This window comes from Microbulbifer sp. JSM ZJ756 (assembly GCF_044383805.1).
In the GTDB taxonomy this organism is placed as follows: Bacteria; Pseudomonadota; Gammaproteobacteria; order Pseudomonadales; family Cellvibrionaceae; genus Microbulbifer; species Microbulbifer zhoushanensis.
This window is the reverse complement of sequence record NZ_JBISER010000017.1, coordinates 1-16,754: the sequence shown is the minus strand read 5'-3', so window position 1 is coordinate 16,754 and position 16,754 is coordinate 1. Positions and strand designations below refer to the sequence as shown.

Genomic DNA, 16,754 nt, shown 5'->3' with positions numbered 1-16,754 from the left:
GCCCTCTTGACCGCCTCTCTGCGAAACTCTTCCGTATACGCCTGAGCTCTCTTCTTACCCATGGTACACCTCCGTGTTAGGCCGAAACCTAACTATACAGGGTGTCTACTAATCGTGGGTAAGTCTTCACCTAACGCCGATACTGCGAACAGTATGCTAGTCAGTGAACTTACAAATTTACGCGTTTTTTCTGCTTGGCTATTCATGATATATAACAGTTTTATTCAGAAGCCAGTGGCTCTATATCCATTTGGCTCTTTATCTCGCAGGTGGAGCACAATGGCAAATCCAAATCCCCTATAAAATCAATCTGATAGACTTTCTTCAAATATATTCCACTTGCATTAATGAGCCCCCAACCTGTTAGAACTGCAGCCGGGCTGGCTCTTGAACACGAAGTCTTTTCTGGAAAGTCCCTTTAAATCAGCGAGTTAGGTGGCCCGACACCTTGTTCATAAGCCTGTGGCTTCTGAACACGGCACTTATTCAGGCAAACGGGCACAAAAAACCCCGCACAGGGCGGGGTTTTGGCGCAACTGGTACTGATGTCCAGACATGGGGAATCAGTGCTCGGTCGGCACGCGTCCCAGGTCGCCTTCCATTTCTGTGGCCAGGAAGGACATTACCACCCAGGCCGCTACGTTCTGCTTCAGGTTCTCCGGGTCCACCTTGTCCAGTGTGTCGTTGGGCGTGTGGTGGTAGTCGAAGTAGTCTGTACCGTCCTGGTACAGGCCGAAGGCCGGTACGCCCTGGGCCACGAAGACGCTGCTGTCCGGACCGCCGTAGGACTTGTTGTTGCCGCGCTCGATGCCCAGCGGGGCCAGCAGCTGCATCATCTGGTCGGCGATGTCGAACTTGGTCTCCGGCAGGCGGGTGTCGAAGCGCCAGATCTTGCCGGCACCGAAATCAGATTCGGACACGGCAATGATGTTGTCCAGCTCGTCCTGGTGGGCCTCGACGTACTGCTTGGAACCCACCAGGCCGATCTCCTCGGCACCGTACAGGATCACCCGCAGGGTACGGCGCGGGCGCTGCGGCAGCTCGGCGATCAGGCGCGCGGTTTCCATTACCACGGCCACGCCGGCGCCATCATCCAGGGCGCCGGTGCCTTCATCCCAGGAGTCCAGGTGGGCACCGATGACCATCACCTCTTCCGGGTTCTCACGGCCGGTGATTTCGCCGATCACATTGAACGATGGGCCGTCTTCCAGGCGCTGGTTGTGTACATCCAGTTTTACTTCCACCGGCTTGCCGCGCTCCAGCATGGCCTCCAGCAGGTTGGCGTCCGGGGCGGACAGGGCCAGCGCCGGCACCGGGTTGTCGACGCCCTCGACAGACATCATGCCGGTGTGGGCGAAGCGGTCGGAATCGGTGCCCACGGAACGGATCATCAGGGCAGCGGCGCCTTTCTCGGCGGCGTTGCGCATCCCCTGGCTGCGGCCACCCACGACCGGGCCGTAGCCCTCACCGGTGCGGGTGCGCTCCATGCGCTTGTTGATAAATACGATCTTGCCCTTCACTTTGCTGGCCGGGGCCTTCATCAGGGCCTCGACGTCCGGGAGTTCCACGATCTCGGCGGTGATGCCGCCTTCCGGGGTACCCACGGAGTAACCCAGGGAGGTCACTACCAGCGGTTGCGGGAAAGGCGCGGTGACGCGCGCGTGGGCGTGGCCACGGTTCCAGCGCGGGACCTCGATCTGCTCGGTGTAGACGCGGTCAAAGCCCAGTTCCTTCATTTTTTCCTGGGCCCAGGCCACGGCGCGGCGGTCGCCGGCGGAACCGGCGGGGCGCGGACCCACTTCCACGGTCAGGGACTCGACAATGCTGTAGGCATCGGAGGTTTCCAGGGCACGGTCACGCAGGACCTCGGCCACCGACAGGTCTTCATCAGAGAGCGGCTTGGCGTGCAGTGCGCTGACCGCGAGGGCCGCGACCAGGCCCCCGGTCAGGGACAGCAATGGTTTCAGCATGTGGTTATCCTTGATTACTTCTTCAGGTTCTTGTCAGGTTCGGTTGTCAGTAACTGCTCACGTACTTCGCGCAGGCGATCCAGGCCGGCCTCCGTAAACAGGTAGGGCATCTGCCCGGTATATTCCTTTTCCTCGATCTCGAGGCATTGCAGGCGGACCTCTTCCAGTTCCGGGTCGTGGCGCATCGGGTAGCCGGTCAGCACCCGCCACTCGTTGTCATCCGCCTGCCCGGTAATCACGTCCTCCAGCCCCTGCACAAACTGTTCCCTTTCCATGCGGAAACGCGGGGTGCGCATATGCATCAGTGCCCAGACTATCAGGGCAAAGGTTGCAAATGAAATCAGCAGGGTCAGTACCACCGTCATATGGCGCTCTCTCCGCTTATCCCAGGTTATCGACCAGTAGCCGCGCCGCCACCGCGATGGTGGCCAGGATGATCACCGGGCGCACCAGCTGCGCGCCGCGGGCCACCACCAGGTTGGAGCCCAGCCGGGCCCCCACCGCCTGGGCGGCGGACATGCACAGTGCCAGCCACAGGAACAGGTGCCCGCCGGCCATAAAGATCACCATGGAGGTGGCATTGGTGGCCAGCACCAGCGGCTTGGTGTGGGCGGTTGCCCTGCGCATGTTGTATCCCAGCAGCGCGGCGAAGGCCAGCGCGTAGAACGAGCCCATGCCGGGCCCGAAAAAGCCGCCGTAAAAGCCGATGCCCCCACCCACAAACAGGTTGAAGGTGCCGTTGCGCATCCGCGGCTGGGAATCCACGTCGGCAATACGCGGTGAGAAGGCGAAATACACCGCGATGGCAATCAGCAGGATCGGCAGCAGTACCTGCAGTTGTTCACCACCCAGCCGGGTAACGCTCCAGGTACCCAGCGCCGCGCCGCCGATGGCGGCGAACAGGCCCGGCCACAGCGGCCGCAGGTCCAGGTGGCCCTTCTGGAAGTAGTTGATCGCCGAAGACAGGGTGCCGAACACGCTCTGGAACTTGTTGGTGCCCAGGGCGTCCAGCGGCGGGATGCCCGCCCACAGCAGTGCCGGCAGGGTAATCATGCCGCCGGCGCCGGCGATTGCACTGATAAAGCCCGCGGCAAAGGCCACTGCGGACAGTATCAGGTAGGTAAACAGTGACAGCTCGCCGGCGATCGCTTCCACAGTGCTCCGGGATCAGTTATCCCCGGTGACCGGGGTCTGGTTTTCCGGCTTGCGCCCGCGGTAGCTGGCGAAGCGGCGCTGGATCTCGGCCATGTCCTCATCCAGGTTGCCGGTAGGCTGGTACAGGGAGTCCACGCAGATCCGCTTGTTGGGGAAGTCCCAGGCGATCAACAGGATCGGGACGTCCGCCGCGTAGGCGATGCGCAGGAAGCCCGTTTTCCACTTGCTCACCCTTTTGCGCGTTCCCTCGGGAGTGATTGCCATCCACATCTTGTCGTTGCTGCGGTAGGCCCTGGACATCTGCTGGGCCAGGCCACGGGGAGAGCTGCGGTCGGTGGGCAGGCCGCCCAGCCACATGAACAGTCGCTTGAACGGGAAGAAGAAGGCCTCTTTCTTCATCATGAAAGAGATCTTCACCCTCAGCGCCAGGATCATCGGCATGGCCACCACAAAATCCCAGTTGGAAGTGTGCGGGGCCAGGGCCACCATCACCTTCTTTTCCGCGGGCAGGTTGCCCTCGAAGCGCCAGCCCAGCATCTTGATAAACAACAGGCCCACGCCGCTGGTGAACCCGTTACCAATGCGCGGCACCTCTTCGGGTATATTTTCTGGAATCGTGCTCACTTTATTGTTCTCTCGTGACTGCTCTCGCCTGCGGGCAGGCTGCTACAAGTTTGTTTCTCCGCCCCCCGGGACAAGGGGAGCGGGAATAATCAGTGCTCGCGGGTGGCGTAGAAGCGGATCTCCGGGTAGCGCTCTTCCGCCAGCTGCAGATTCACCCGTGTGGGCGCCAGGTAGGTCAGGTGGCCAGACCCGTCCAGCGCCAGGTTGGTGCTGGCCTTGCGTTTGAAGTTATCCAGCTCCTTGCCGCTCTCGCTGTCCACCCAGCGGGCCGTGTGTACATTCACGTTTTCGTAAATGGCTTCCACCTTGTACTCGTCCTTCAGGCGGTAGGCCACCACCTCGAACTGCAGCACCCCCACGGCGCCAACGATGATGTCATTGGTGTCCAGCGGGAAGAATACCTGGGTGGAACCCTCCTCGGACAGCTGCTGCAGGCCCTTCTGCAGCTGCTTGAGCTTCAGCGGGTCCTTCAGGCGGATGCGGCGGAACAGCTCCGGGGCAAAGTTGGGGATACCGGTAAACTTGAGCTGCTCGCCCTCGGTAAAGGTATCGCCAATCTGGATGGTGCCGTGGTTGTGCAGGCCGATGATATCGCCGGCAATGGCCTCTTCCACGTGGGTACGGTCGCCGGCCATGAAGGTCACCGCATCGGCGATCTTCACATCCTTGCCGATGCGTACATGCTTCATCTTCATGCCGCGATGATAGGTGCCGGAACAGACGCGCATAAAGGCAATGCGGTCCCGGTGCTTGGGGTCCATGTTTGCCTGGATCTTGAACACGAAACCGGAGAACTTTTTCTCATCCGGGGTCACAGTGCGCTCGTTGGTCTCGCGCGGCTGGGGGCCCGGGGCCCACTCGACAAAGCCATCGAGCATCTCGCGCACGCCGAAGTTGCCCAGTGCAGTACCGAAGAATACCGGGGTCAGCTTGCCCGCCAGGTAGGCCTCCAGGTCGAATTCGTGGGTGGCGCCCCGGACCAGCTCGATCTCCTCGCGGATCTCGTCGGCGTACTCGCCCAGCAGCTCGGTGGCCTCGTCACTGTCCAGCCCCTGGATCTGGATATCCTCGGGAATGGTGTGGCCCTGGCCCTGCTTGAACACATGGATGGTGTCGGTATAGAGGTTGTACACACCCTTGAAGTGCTGGCCGGAGCCCAGCGGCCAGTTGATGGGTGCGGCCTGGATATCCAGCACTTCCTCGATCTCGTCCATCACCTCGATTGGGTCGCGGATATCGCGGTCGAGTTTGTTGATAAACGACAGGATCGGCGTGGTGCGCAGGCGGCACACGTTCATCAGTTTGATGGTGCGGTCCTCGACGCCCTTGGCGCCATCGATCACCATCAGCGCCGAGTCCACGGCGGTCAGTACCCGGTAGGTATCCTCCGAGAAATCTTCGTGGCCCGGGGTATCCAGCAGGTTGACCGTGCGGTCCCGGTACGGGAACTGCATGACCGACGAGGTCACGGAAATGCCCCGCTCCTGCTCCATGGTCATCCAGTCCGAGCGGGCGTGCGGGCCCTTCTTGCCCTTGACCGAGCCCGCCAGCTGGATGGCGTTCCCGAACAGCAGCAGCTTTTCGGTCACGGTCGTCTTACCGGCGTCCGGGTGAGAAATGATGGCGAAGGTACGGCGGCCGCCAATGCCCGCCAGGGAGGAACTCTGGCCCATAATCTAGAAAATCGACTCGACGTCTGTACAAAAAGAAGGCGCGCATTATACACGGCAGCGGGCATGAAAGAGACCAGTCCGCTACACTGCGCGTTTCCAGAGATTAGCGACCGCGCGAGCCGTTCGGTCCACTAAAGGCAAGAGGTTTCGGAGGCTGCATGAGTAGTGAACGCTTACAGGCGCTGCGCGAGGAACTGGCGGGTCAGCAGGTGCAGGGGCTCCTGGTCCCCCGCGGTGACGAGTACCAGAACGAGTATGTGCCCGCCTCCGACGAGCGACTGGCCTGGCTGACCGGCTTTGACGGTTCCGCCGGCCTGGCAGCGCTGGCAGGCGACCGGGCCGCCCTGTTTGTGGATGGGCGCTATACCATCCAGGCCCAGCAGCAGATCGGCGACCAGCCCATCGAGCAGCAGGACCTGAACGCCGAGGCTATTGCCCGCTGGCTGTGCGACAACCTCAGGGCCGGCGATGCGCTGGGCTACGACCCGCGCCTTCACACCGAACCGGGCCTGGCGCCACTGGCCAAACGCCTGGCTGAACGGGGGATCGAGCTGCGCCCGCTGGAGACCAACCCCATCGATGCGATCTGGGCCGACCGGCCAACCAGCCCCAGTGGCGCCGCGCGTCCCCACCCCGAGACCTTCACCGGCGAGGACTCGGCCAGCAAGCGCAAACGCATCGCCGAGCTGCTGGCGGACAAGCCCGCCGACGCCCTGTGGCTGGCAAACCCGGAGGTGTGCGCCTGGCTGTTCAATATTCGCGGTGACGACATCCCGCATCTTCCAGTCGCCCTGTCCTGCGCCATTCTCTACCGCGATGGCAGCGCCACCCTTTACCTGGCGGAGGCCGCCACCGGCGAGGCACTGCGCCGGCACCTGGGCAACGATGTGAGCCTGGTGCACGACAAGGAATCACTGTTCGACGCCGCCCGGCGCCAGCATGTGGCAAAGATCTGGGTGGACCCGGGGCTGGCCAACCGCTGGACCCTGCAGCAGCTGCGCGCCCGGGAGATGGAACTGCTGCTGGAACGCGACCCCATTACCGCCGCCAAGGCGCTCAAGAACCCGGCCGAGTTGGCGGGCTCGCAGGCCGCCCACGAGCGCGACGGCGCCGCCCTGTGCGAATTCCTGGCAGAGCTGCCAGAAAAAGTGGCTGCCGGGGGTTTTGGTGAGCTGGAGGCGGTACGGCTGCTGCGGGAGAAACGGGAGCAGCGCGAGGGCTTTACCGACGACAGCTTCGACTCCATCTCCGGCTATGGCCCCAACGGCGCCATCGTGCACTACCGGGTCAGCCCCGAGTCGAGCCTCACCATGAAGCCCGAGGGCCTCTACCTGATCGACTCCGGCGGCCAGTACCCGGACGGCACCACCGATGTCACCCGCACGGTGGCGCTCGGCGACTTTCCCGAACACGCCCGCGAGCATTTCACCCGCGTACTCAAGGGCCATATCGCCATCGCTGCCCTGCGCTTCCCTGCCGGGACCTGTGGCGAGCAGATTGATGCCTTTGCGCGCAAGTCACTGTGGGACGCCGGGCTGGATTACGCCCACGGCACCGGCCATGGGGTCGGCAGCTTCCTTAGCGTACATGAGGGGCCACAGCGGATCGGCAAGGCGAGCAGCGGTGTGGCGCTGCGGGCGGGCATGATCCTGTCCAACGAGCCCGGCTTCTACCTCACCGGCCAGTACGGTATCCGTATCGAGAACCTGGTCTATGTGAAGGAGAGCGAGCAGCACCCCGGCTTCCTTGAATTCAGCGAACTGACCCTGGCGCCGATCGACCAGCGCCTGGTCAAACGCGAGCTGCTCACCGAGCAGGAGCTGGCCTGGTTGAACAACTATCACCAGCGTGTGTGCGAGACGTTGCTGCCACTGGTCAACGAGAAGACCCGGGCCTGGCTGAAAGAGGCCACACAGCCGCTCCACTGACAGCGAAAAAACCTCACACCGGCCACACCAATGGCTGGCCAGTGTGGCGGTTCAGCTATTTGTGGCCCTTGCCGCTACGCGACTGAAATAAGAGAAAGGCACAAACCAGGCCGCCACCAGGAATTAGGTCACCAGGCCTGTATTGTCGCTCCCCTGGAGAAAGTGGGCGCAAAGGACAATTGACAGGGCAAAGAGTACCGACACCCCGATACAGCAGAATGTTGCCGTTTTCGCCCTCATACTATTTCCACCCTTCGCTGGCCTTGTGTGGATTTTCTTCCGGTCACGGTGGACTGGCCGGAACTGGCTCCTGATCAACCGTTGGCCCGTCCCTCCCGGGAAGGGCGAGGCGAACAATACCTATACATGCTGGTCTACCAGTATCGGGTTGCCGTCCGGGTCTTCCATCACGAAATACGCTGGCCCGGAAGATGACTCATCAGCTTCCTCGCTGAACGTCGCGCCCTGCCCCCTGAGCGCTTTCTGCAACTGCCGCACGTCCGTAAACGCGGGCAGCCTGTTCGCGCCCTGGTCCCAGCCCGGGTTGAAGGTCAGGATGTTTTTCTCAAACATCCCCTCAAAAAGCCCGATCACGTGATCGCCATTCTTCAGGATCAGCCATTTCTGCGCGGGGTCTCCGCCCAGAGACTCGAACCCCAGCTTTTCATAAAAGGCCCTGGACTTCTCCAGGTCCTTTACCGCGAGGCTGATCGAGAATGCGCCGAGTTCCATCTTCATCGTTATGCTCCCTGCCCTGAACCAGGTTGTTTTACAGCCTTTTCTCAGTGGTTCCCCAGGAAGGGCACCAGTTTTCCGAGCACACGCTCACTGGCGACCGGCCCAAAGGTGTGGCCCATGCCGGGGATGACGACAAAGTCTGCACCGGGAATTTTCTCCGCCGTGTCACGGCCGTGGGCCACCGGCAGCAGCGGGTCCGCCGCGCCGTGGATCACCAGTGTGGGGACGTCAATTTCCTGTAGGAGCGCCGAGCGATCACCGCTGGCGACAATCGCCTCGAACTGCCGCACCATGCCCGGGCCAAAGCCACCGCGGTTGGCGACACGCTCGACCCGCTGCCGGGCATCGGCGTCATCGAAGTATTCCGGGGACCCCAGTGCCCGGGAGATAGCCACTCCCTTTTCGATACCCTCCGCCCGGTTGGGCGCGCGCTCCGCGGCGCTGGCCAGGGCCTCGAGGGCCTGCGGCTGCGCCTCCGGCAATCCCGCCGCACCGGAGCTGGACATAATGGAAGTCAGGCTGCGCAGGCGCTGCGGGTACCGGGCTGCGATCACCTGGGCAATCATGCCACCCATGGAAGCGCCCACTACATGGGCGCGCTCGATACCCAGCACGTCCTGTAGGCCGATGGCATCCGCGGCCATGTCTTCCAGTGTATAAGCCGGGTCGGGGTCCAGGCCGACCTTGTCCTTGACCATGGTCCACCACACCGGAGGTGCAGAGAGGTCGTAGAACTTCTGTGACAGGCCGGCATCGCGGTTATCAAATACCACCACCCGGAACCCGGCATCCAGCAATCCCTGCACCAGGGTGTCGCCCCAGTGCAGCATCTGCGCGCCCAGCCCCATCACCAGCAATACCGGCTCGGCATCACGGGGGCCCATATCCTGGTAGGCAATGGACACCTCATTCACGGCCGCAAAGTGGATCGGGTGGCTGTCGAAGGGATTGGGGGCGCTTTTTGCGGCAGCACCCTTGCCAGGGTCAGCCGGGGCAGCGCCAGCGGCGACACTGAGCAACAGCGCGCCGAGGAAAAGGTTCAACTTGTGCATGGTGCAACTCCGCATTCTTGTTATTGTTTCTGCGGCGGCAGCGGTGGCTACCGTCACTGGGCCTGCAAGTGTGCCTCACTGTATTCATGTCCGCTCACGGTACGACGCAACCACCACCAGGCCAGAGCCCCCAACAGCAGGTTGGAAGCCGCCGTGGCTGCGAACAGGCCGGTGATTCCCCACACCTGGTTGCCGACCCACGCCAGCGGCAGGTAGATACCCAGTACCCGCAGGAAGGAAATCAGGGTCGCCGGCAGCGGCCGGCCCAGGCCATTGAAGGACGCGTTGGCGGACATCACGAAACCATACCCGGCATAACTGAACGGCACCAGTGTGAGGTAGGCCACCGCCACCGCGATCACCTCGCCCGAGTCACTGAACAGGCGCACCAGGGGTTCCCCGGCAACATACAGCACCGCCGCCAGCAGCAGGCCGAAGCCCACGCAGAAACGGGCCAGCACACTCACGGTCTCCCGCATGCGGTCCACCTTGCCGGCACCGGCGTTCTGCCCCATAAATGGCCCGACCACGGACGACAGGGCGTAGAACACGATCAGCGCCAGCGGCTCGATCCGCAGGGCCACACCGAGGCCGGCCACCGCCTCTGCGCCGTGCACGGCTACCAGCGCCACCACCACACCGCCGGCCATGGGGATAATCACATTGGTCGCAATGGCCGGCAGCCCCACCTTGAGGACCGTGCGCCAGGACTGCAGCAGGGCCGCCGGGCGCAGCTGCGGTGCGGCCAGCAGGTGCTCCTTGCGGATCAGGAAATAGAGGGCGGCGACAAAGCTGACACCGCGGGCGATCACAGTGGACAGGGCGGCGCCCTGCAATTCGAGTCGGGGGAAGCCCAGCAGCCCGAAGATCAACAGCGGGTCCAGCACCAGGTTGAACAGGGCAACCGCCACCATGATCCGCCCGGTGACCCAGCTGTTGCCGATGGCGCGCAGGGCCGACAGGCACACCATGGGCACGACCGCGAAGGTCGCGCCCAGGTACCAGGGCACCATATAGTCGGCGATCAGCGGCAGCATCGCCTCTTCCGCCCCCAGCAGCCGGAACAGCGGATTGATGGTGGCGAGCCCCACCACACTGATCGCCAGCGCCACCAGGAATGCCAGCATGGCGGCGTCGGTTACCAGGCGGCGCACCCGTTCCAGGTCACCGGCACCGTAGGCCCGTGCCACCGCCGAGGAGGTCCCCGCCCCCAGGCCGATGGCAAAGGCGTTGATCACCATCACCACCGGGAAGGTGAAACTCATCGCCGCCAGCTGGGCGTTGCCCAGCTGTGCCACGAAATAGGTATCCACCACATTGAAGGACATGGTGGCGAGGATGCCCCACACCATGGGGAGCGCCAGGCGTTGCAGGTGTCCCGCAACGGGGCCTTCGAGCAGTGAGGGATTTTTGCCGGATAACGCCATGAAATACCCTGGGCGCAGCGGGCAGGCCGCCGCGGCTACATTGGTTTGCGATGAATGCCGGTATTCTACCAGTGTCTTGCCAGCGGGGTCCGGCGACTCTCGGCGAGATGCCCCGACGGAGAGATTACTGCCAGGCCCTGAGGCTAGAGCGCACAACTCATCAGGATGGCATCCTCGCGACCGCCGCCGGTAGCGGGATAGTAGTTGCGGCGCACCCCGTCCTCGACGAAGCCCAGTCCCGCATAGAGGCCGCGGGCGGCCTCGTTGGAGGCACGTACGTCCAGCAGCAGGCGGCTGGTGCCCTCCGGAAGCCGGTCGATAACCTGTTGCAGCAGGGCCCGTGCAATGCCACGCCGGCGCCAGCGGGGGGCGACCGCCACATCCAGGATCTCGGCCTCATCAAAAAGTTGTGAAACCACACAACAGGCTATCAGCTCGCCCGCCGCGCTCTCCAGCAATAAGGTTGCATGGCCGGCTTCCAGGCTGTCGAGGTATTGGCGCTCGCTCCAGGGATGGCTGTGAGCACTATGTGCCAGTTGCGCCAGCGCAACACTGTCGGCGGCGCCCGCCGCGCGCAGTCGCGCACCGGCGACCGGGAAATCGGCGGCGGTAGAATTGGCGGGGGGGATCACCGGCTGCGGGTCTGCTCGGGATAGCTCTGCCGCAGCAGTTGCCAGACGTCGCGCTTGCGACCGGGCTCACGCAGCAGTTCACTGAGACTGGGCATGGCCAGCAGGCGGATGCCATTCCAGTCACCGGTCTGCTGCCCGGTGCCATCGAGGGGGATCGGGGAACAGAACTGGTGTGCCTGGGACCCCATCAGCCAGATGGACTTGACCGGGCGGCGCGCGCTGGCGGCCTCCAGCCAGCTGGAACAGGTATCGCGGGCGTCGCTGGCAGCGGCCGGGCCGGCAAAGCGGTTTTCCGCCAGCGGCCAGCGCAGGCGATCCTGCTCCCGCGGCAGTTCATGCCAGCCCATGGCCCGAACCATATTGTTGAACAGCGCGTCCACCGGCAGCGCTGCACCGGGCTCGCGGCTGTCCACCGCCAGCAGCTCATCGCCGAGCCACCAGCAGCTGAGGACAAAGGGCTCCACTTCCTGGCGCGGAGGCGCCAGCTCGGTGGGGCGCGCGGGTGCGGGCTCAGCCCGGGTCTCGCGCGTGATAGCGCCTACCTCACGCAGCACTTCCGGCTGTGGCGCGGATGGCGATGGCGGCGGGGGAGCGGTGCCGGCATCCGCAACCGGGGTGGGCACCGGCTCGGGGGGCGCCTCAACCAGCTGGGCGGCCGAGCGTGGCAGCGGGCGGCCGGCCTGCCCCGCGCCCTCTTCCGGCTCCGCTGGCGGCAGCTGCGCCTGGCGCGGCTCCGGTGCCAGCGGCATTACAAAGCGCGGCATATAGCTGGTGACGCCCAGCGCCTGCAGGTATTCCGCGCGATGTCGTTCGTGCATCAGACGCCCTTTCTCTTGCTTTCTCCACTGGCGAGCAAGTTTAAGGCATCCAGGTAGGCCTGTGCAGAGGCAACCAGGATATCGGTATCGGCACCGACACCGTTGACCAGCCGGCCGTCGCGTTCCAGCCGCACGGTCACACTGCCCTGGGAGTCGGTACCCTGGGTAACGGCATTGACCGAGTACAGTTTCAGGTCGGCGGCGCTCTTCACCACTGACTCGATGGCCTTGAAGGTGGCATCCACCGGGCCGCTGCCGTCCGCTTCCGCATTCACCTCGGCGCCATCGATCAGGATCTGCATTTGCGCCCGCGGGCGGTTGCCGCTGCGACTGTGCACATCGATGGACCCGAGACGGTAGCGCTCCACCGGCTCCTGGGCCCCGGCCATGATGGACTGCAGGTCCTCATCGAAGATCTCGTGTTTCTTGTCAGCCAGGTCCTTGAAACGCTGGAACACCAGCTGGAACTCGGCCGGGTCGTCAAAGCTGTGGCCCAGCTCCTCGTAGCGGGCCTTTACCGCGGCGCGGCCGGAATGCTTGCCCAGCACCAGGCGGTTATTACCCCAGCCAACGTCCTCGGCCCGCATGATCTCGTAGGTCTCGCGGTGCTTGAGCACGCCGTCCTGGTGGATACCGGACTCATGGGCAAAAGCATTGGCCCCCACAATTGCCTTGTTGGGCTGCACCGGGAAGCCGGTGATGGAGGAAACCATGCGCGAGGTGGGCACGATATGGCTGGGATCGATACGGGTTTCCACCGGGTAGAGGTCATGGCGGGTCTGTACCGCCATTACGATTTCCTCCAGCGAGGCGTTACCGGCCCGCTCGCCCAGGCCGTTGATGGTGCACTCCACCTGGCGCACGCCGTTCATCACCGCGGACAGGGAGTTGGCCACGGCCAGGCCCAGGTCGTTGTGGCAGTGGGTGGAGAAAATAGCCTGGTCGGAATTGGGCACGTTCTCGATCACGCGCCGGAACATGGCACCGTACTCACCGGGCTCACCGTAACCCACGGTATCGGGGATATTGATGGTGCCGGCACCGGCGGCAATCACCGCCTCGATGATGCGGTACATGAAATCCGGCTCGGAACGGCTGCCGTCCTCGAGGGAAAACTCCACATCATCGGTAAACTGGCGCGCGTGCTTCACCGCTGCCACCGCCTGCTCCAGCACTTTTTCCGGCTCCATCTGGAGCTTGTATTTCATGTGGATTGGCGAGGTGGCGATAAACGTATGGATACGCGAGGCGTTGGCTTTCTTCAGGGCCTCGCCGGCGCGGATGATATCCGGCCCCACCGCACGCGCCAGGCTGCACACGCGGGAGTCCTTGACGGCTTCCGCAACCGCCTGCACGGCATCGAAGTCACCCTGGCTGGCGATGGCGAATCCGGCCTCGATAACGTCGACCCGCATCCGCTCCAGCATCTTGGCAATGCGGATTTTCTCGTCTTTGGTCATGGACGCGCCGGGGCTCTGCTCGCCGTCACGCAGGGTGGTATCGAAAATGACTAATTTATCTTTTTTAGTGTTCATCTGGCTCTCTCCAAGCTATGGCTCGAGGCTAAACAGCCGCTCACAGGCTGTCTACGCATTGACCAACAATAAGTGTGGAATTCTGTGTGACGGGGAAGGAATAAAATTATCTGCCGCCGCCGGGCAGTCGTAGCGAGAAAGCTAGGGCGCGGTAGAGATGCCAGGATTTGAAGTGATTGGTAAACATGACCATCTGGACGTTGTGTTAACTGCCCGCATTATGCGCCGCCCCTCAATCAGGCGTCAACACTCATCCTAATAATGAAAGTTGAAGAGCAATTTAAAGGATGCCAGTCCTATTTTTTCAGGAATATTAGGCGAAAGGGTACGACTCATAGACTCGGGAGACGCCTGGGGCGAGAGGTGGGGAGACTCAACCGGAGCTCCCCAGTTTTTCCAGGAACTGCCACAGCTGGCCCCGCAACGACTCCACTTCCTCACGGGTGATTGCCGAGGAAGCGAGCTGTCGCTCAACCCACTCCTGGGCACGCGGCTTCAGGGCACGGCCGCTATCGGTGACGGCGACCAGGGTGACCCTCTCGTCGCGGGAAGCCCGCCACCGGCTCACCAGGCCGCGCTGTTCCATGCGCTTGAGCAGGGGCGTGATGGTGCCGGAATCCAGCATCAGGCGTCGGCCCAGGGCCCCGACCCCGACATCCGGCGATTCACCGCGCGCCGCAGCGGCATCCCACTCCCAGAGGACCAGTAGAACCAGGTACTGGGGGTAGGTCAGCTCCAGGTCCCGCAACATCGGCTGGTAGGCACGGGTCATTGCCCGGGAGGCGGCATAAAGGGCAAAACACAACTGGCCGTCCAGCGCCAGCGGATCCCCGCTATCGCAGGGAAACGCCTGCCTGCCGGCGTCGCTCACAGCAGCGCCTCGATTTCGTCCTCCAGCGCTTCCGGCTTGTCCTTGGGCGCAAAGCGCTTCACCACCTGTCCTTCGCGGTTTACCAGGAACTTGGTGAAGTTCCACTTGATCCGCTCGGTACCCAGGATGCCAGGTGCCTGCTGCTTGAGTTCGCTGAAGAGCGGGTGCGCCCCCGGGCCATTCACCTCCAGCTTGGAGTACAGCGGGAAGGAAACACCGAAGTTAAGTTCGCAGAACTCCTGGATCTCATCATCCCCACCCGGCTCCTGGCCACCGAACTGGTTGCAGGGGAAACCCAGCACCTCCAGCCCGCGATCACGGTACTTTTCATACAGGGACTGCAGGCCCTTGTACTGCGGAGTAAATCCACACTTGCTGGCCGTGTTGACCACAAGCAGCACTTTGCCCTTGTGCTCGGCCAGCGAGGTTTCGCTGCCGTCCTGGGCCTTCACCGGAATACTGAACAGATCGCTCATTGCATCGCCTCCTGATTTGGCTGCTTTTGTACTCGATACGGCAATTTACCGCATTCAATTGCGCACAATCTAATTGCTTACAACTGAATTTTCAAGAATGCGGCATCCGGGCAGCTGGTGTATTGCCACCCTGGTCTCCCCACGGCGGGTCGCCAGGACTCGTCACCTGACGGTGCGCGGGATCGGTGCGCGGGAAAAACCGGTTGGGGAAATACAGCCGGGGGACGCTGCTCTCTCCTGTAAAACCCGTCAATAACGGACGGCGAAGCAGCCCGTGTCCGCCTGTTACCAGGGATCTGCACCATTATTCAGCACAGTTATTACATGCTCTTACACCCGGTTAAGCTCGTGCCCCAAATAACGTATCTTGCAGTGAGTTGGGGCTTTCGGCCGCTTTCGGCCAGGTAGTGATCCCGCGACTGCTAATGGAGAAGTAACAACTAGGTATAAAGGAGCCGCGCTGCGATGGCGTCTGTACGGTTGGCTGTCGATGGACAGACTGATATTGGATTATTCAGGGAAGAGAACGAAGACTGCATATGCCACTGGGAAGACCCTGATCACCCTTTTGCTTTTGTGATTCTGGCTGATGGCATGGGCGGGCACCGCGGCGGCGCGCGGGCAAGTGCCATCGCCACCGAAACTATCAGGAAATGCCTTGCCCGGCTGATAAGCGGTGACTTCCTCGCTACCCCAACGCGCCAGCAGGAAGAGGCCATTCGCAGCAACCTCCTTACCGCCGTATGCTCCGCCAACCAGCTTATCCTCGACGCGAAACAGGCAACACCCGATCATGCCCAAATGGGCACGACCATTGTCGCAGCGGCAATCTGGCGCGACTTCCTGGTGGTCGCCCATGTCGGGGACTCCCGTGCCTACCTCTGGTCTGAGCAGGGCATACAACGCCTGACCCGGGATGATAGTTATGTGCAGGAGCTGATCGACCGCGGCCAGTTGACCGAAGAGGAAGGGCGACGCTCCACACTGCGCAACCAGATTACCCGCGCGCTGGGAGTAACCCCAGAAGTCACTCCATCCATTAACAGTCGTCGGTTGACCGGCTACAACCTGTTGCTGCTCTGCAGCGACGGCCTGACGGACTACCTGGATGACAACAGCCTGGAAAGAATCCTGAACTCGCATCGCCCGGCACTGACATGCACGCGCCGGTTTATCGATGAAGCCAACAGGATGGGCGGGAAGGACAATATCAGTGCTGGCATGATTGAGTTCCAGTGCGAGGCCGTTTGAGCACTTCGTCCCAGCCAGCCTCTACCCACCCGGTCCTCACGTCGAACACGATTTAGGGCTGCTAGCTGTTACGTCCGGCGCGCCAGCCCCGGTTAGCCTGCACTTTTACATGTAAACCCTGAACAAACCCAGGCAGGCTGAATTAGTCCACAGCCCCCGCCGGGATTCACCGCAAAATTACCCCGGTCCAGGTTACCAACAGAAGGTTTGGATAGACCTGTGAATAACCTATGGGTATGGATCCCGACACGCCCTATCCCGTCCGCCTGGGCTAATAGGGTAAAAATGCGCCGGTTTCCGGAAGGGGCGGTAAGTAGACGCCGGCAATAAAAAAGCCCTGACCGCCTAAGCAATCAGGGCTTTTGGGATAGAAGCCTTCATGCAGAGGCGCAGGGCCTCTTGGTCGCCGTCCATGGCGCGGCAGCTGTTTGTTCGGACAGGCCCGAGTCATCATCAGCTTTCTGCGAAACAGGAACCGGTCATCTGAAGGCATAAAAAAAGCCCTGACCGCGTTAGCGATCAGGGCTTTTGCAATTGAAGCCTGCATGCAGGGGCGATGGGCTGTTGAGTCGCCATCCCTGGCGCAGCTGCAGATTGTTCGATC

16 protein-coding genes are annotated in these 16,754 nt (G+C 62.5%); 2 read left to right on the top strand and 14 right to left on the bottom strand.

Translation table 11 applies throughout. From position 1 onward, the window contains the following. Positions 1-563: 563 nt before the first annotated feature. The 5 genes from ACH6CX_RS18250 to ACH6CX_RS18230 form a co-directional block, all read right to left on the bottom strand. Positions 564-1,970 carry a M20/M25/M40 family metallo-hydrolase gene (locus ACH6CX_RS18250; RefSeq protein ID WP_232940973.1) on the bottom strand — a complete coding sequence of 469 codons (1,407 nt, stop codon included), beginning with the start codon at positions 1,968-1,970 and terminating at the stop codon, positions 564-566. Positions 1,971-1,984: 14 nt separating this feature from the next. Next, the gene (locus tag ACH6CX_RS18245) at positions 1,985-2,335 is read right to left on the bottom strand and encodes a hypothetical protein (RefSeq protein ID WP_232940972.1); all 351 of its coding nucleotides are present in this window, start codon (positions 2,333-2,335) and stop codon (positions 1,985-1,987) included. Positions 2,336-2,351: 16 nt separating this feature from the next. Then, positions 2,352-3,125: a TSUP family transporter gene (locus tag ACH6CX_RS18240; RefSeq protein ID WP_232940971.1), complete on the bottom strand. Its 774-nt coding sequence runs from the start codon at positions 3,123-3,125 to the stop codon at positions 2,352-2,354. A gap of 12 nt (positions 3,126-3,137) precedes the next feature. Continuing rightward, positions 3,138-3,749 (bottom strand): lysophospholipid acyltransferase family protein, encoded by a 612-nt coding sequence (locus tag ACH6CX_RS18235; protein ID WP_232940970.1) that lies wholly within the window; start codon positions 3,747-3,749, stop codon positions 3,138-3,140. An 89-nt stretch (positions 3,750-3,838) separates the two neighbouring features. Next, positions 3,839-5,422, bottom strand: a complete 1,584-nt coding sequence (locus ACH6CX_RS18230; protein WP_232940969.1) for a peptide chain release factor 3 — start codon at positions 5,420-5,422, stop codon at positions 3,839-3,841. 158 nt (positions 5,423-5,580) lie between these two features. On the opposite strand from ACH6CX_RS18230, the gene ACH6CX_RS18225 reads away from it, so the two are divergent. Then, positions 5,581-7,350, top strand: a complete 1,770-nt coding sequence (locus ACH6CX_RS18225; RefSeq protein ID WP_396676163.1) for an aminopeptidase P family protein — start codon at positions 5,581-5,583, stop codon at positions 7,348-7,350. A gap of 360 nt (positions 7,351-7,710) precedes the next feature. Here the strand turns inward: ACH6CX_RS18225 and ACH6CX_RS18220 are convergent, their stop codons facing one another. From ACH6CX_RS18220 to ACH6CX_RS18185, 8 genes are all read right to left on the bottom strand, one after another. Continuing rightward, a complete protein-coding gene (locus ACH6CX_RS18220) occupies positions 7,711-8,088 on the bottom strand; it encodes a VOC family protein (protein ID WP_232940967.1) in 378 nt (125 codons plus the stop codon). A gap of 44 nt (positions 8,089-8,132) precedes the next feature. Then, on the bottom strand, positions 8,133-9,140 hold the full coding sequence (locus ACH6CX_RS18215; RefSeq protein WP_396676160.1) for an alpha/beta fold hydrolase: 1,008 nt from the start codon (positions 9,138-9,140) through the stop codon (positions 8,133-8,135). 53 nt (positions 9,141-9,193) lie between these two features. After that, entirely contained in the window at positions 9,194-10,567 is a 1,374-nt protein-coding gene (locus ACH6CX_RS18210; protein ID WP_396676158.1) for an MATE family efflux transporter, read from the bottom strand. A 143-nt stretch (positions 10,568-10,710) separates the two neighbouring features. Beyond that, positions 10,711-11,199: a ribosomal protein S18-alanine N-acetyltransferase gene (gene rimI, locus ACH6CX_RS18205; protein WP_396676156.1), complete on the bottom strand. Its 489-nt coding sequence runs from the start codon at positions 11,197-11,199 to the stop codon at positions 10,711-10,713. After that, the gene (locus ACH6CX_RS18200; RefSeq protein ID WP_396676154.1) at positions 11,196-12,017 is read right to left on the bottom strand and encodes a hypothetical protein; all 822 of its coding nucleotides are present in this window, start codon (positions 12,015-12,017) and stop codon (positions 11,196-11,198) included. The genes rimI and ACH6CX_RS18200 overlap by 4 nt, the downstream gene beginning before the upstream one ends. Continuing rightward, a complete protein-coding gene (locus ACH6CX_RS18195) occupies positions 12,017-13,552 on the bottom strand; it encodes a 2-isopropylmalate synthase (protein ID WP_232940962.1) in 1,536 nt (511 codons plus the stop codon). The genes ACH6CX_RS18200 and ACH6CX_RS18195 overlap by 1 nt, the downstream gene beginning before the upstream one ends. Positions 13,553-13,925: 373 nt before the next feature. Beyond that, the gene (locus ACH6CX_RS18190) at positions 13,926-14,423 is read right to left on the bottom strand and encodes a MarR family winged helix-turn-helix transcriptional regulator (protein ID WP_396676152.1); all 498 of its coding nucleotides are present in this window, start codon (positions 14,421-14,423) and stop codon (positions 13,926-13,928) included. Continuing rightward, a complete protein-coding gene (locus tag ACH6CX_RS18185; protein WP_232940961.1) occupies positions 14,420-14,899 on the bottom strand; it encodes a glutathione peroxidase in 480 nt (159 codons plus the stop codon). The genes ACH6CX_RS18190 and ACH6CX_RS18185 overlap by 4 nt, the downstream gene beginning before the upstream one ends. Positions 14,900-15,364: 465 nt before the next feature. Between ACH6CX_RS18185 and ACH6CX_RS18180 the strand changes: the two genes are divergently transcribed. Beyond that, on the top strand, positions 15,365-16,150 hold the full coding sequence (locus ACH6CX_RS18180) for a Stp1/IreP family PP2C-type Ser/Thr phosphatase (RefSeq protein WP_232940960.1): 786 nt from the start codon (positions 15,365-15,367) through the stop codon (positions 16,148-16,150). 271 nt (positions 16,151-16,421) lie between these two features. Here ACH6CX_RS18180 and ACH6CX_RS18175 read toward each other — a convergent pair. Further along, positions 16,422-16,754 (bottom strand): hypothetical protein (locus tag ACH6CX_RS18175; RefSeq protein WP_396676149.1); only part of this gene is annotated, 333 nt, incomplete at its 5' end.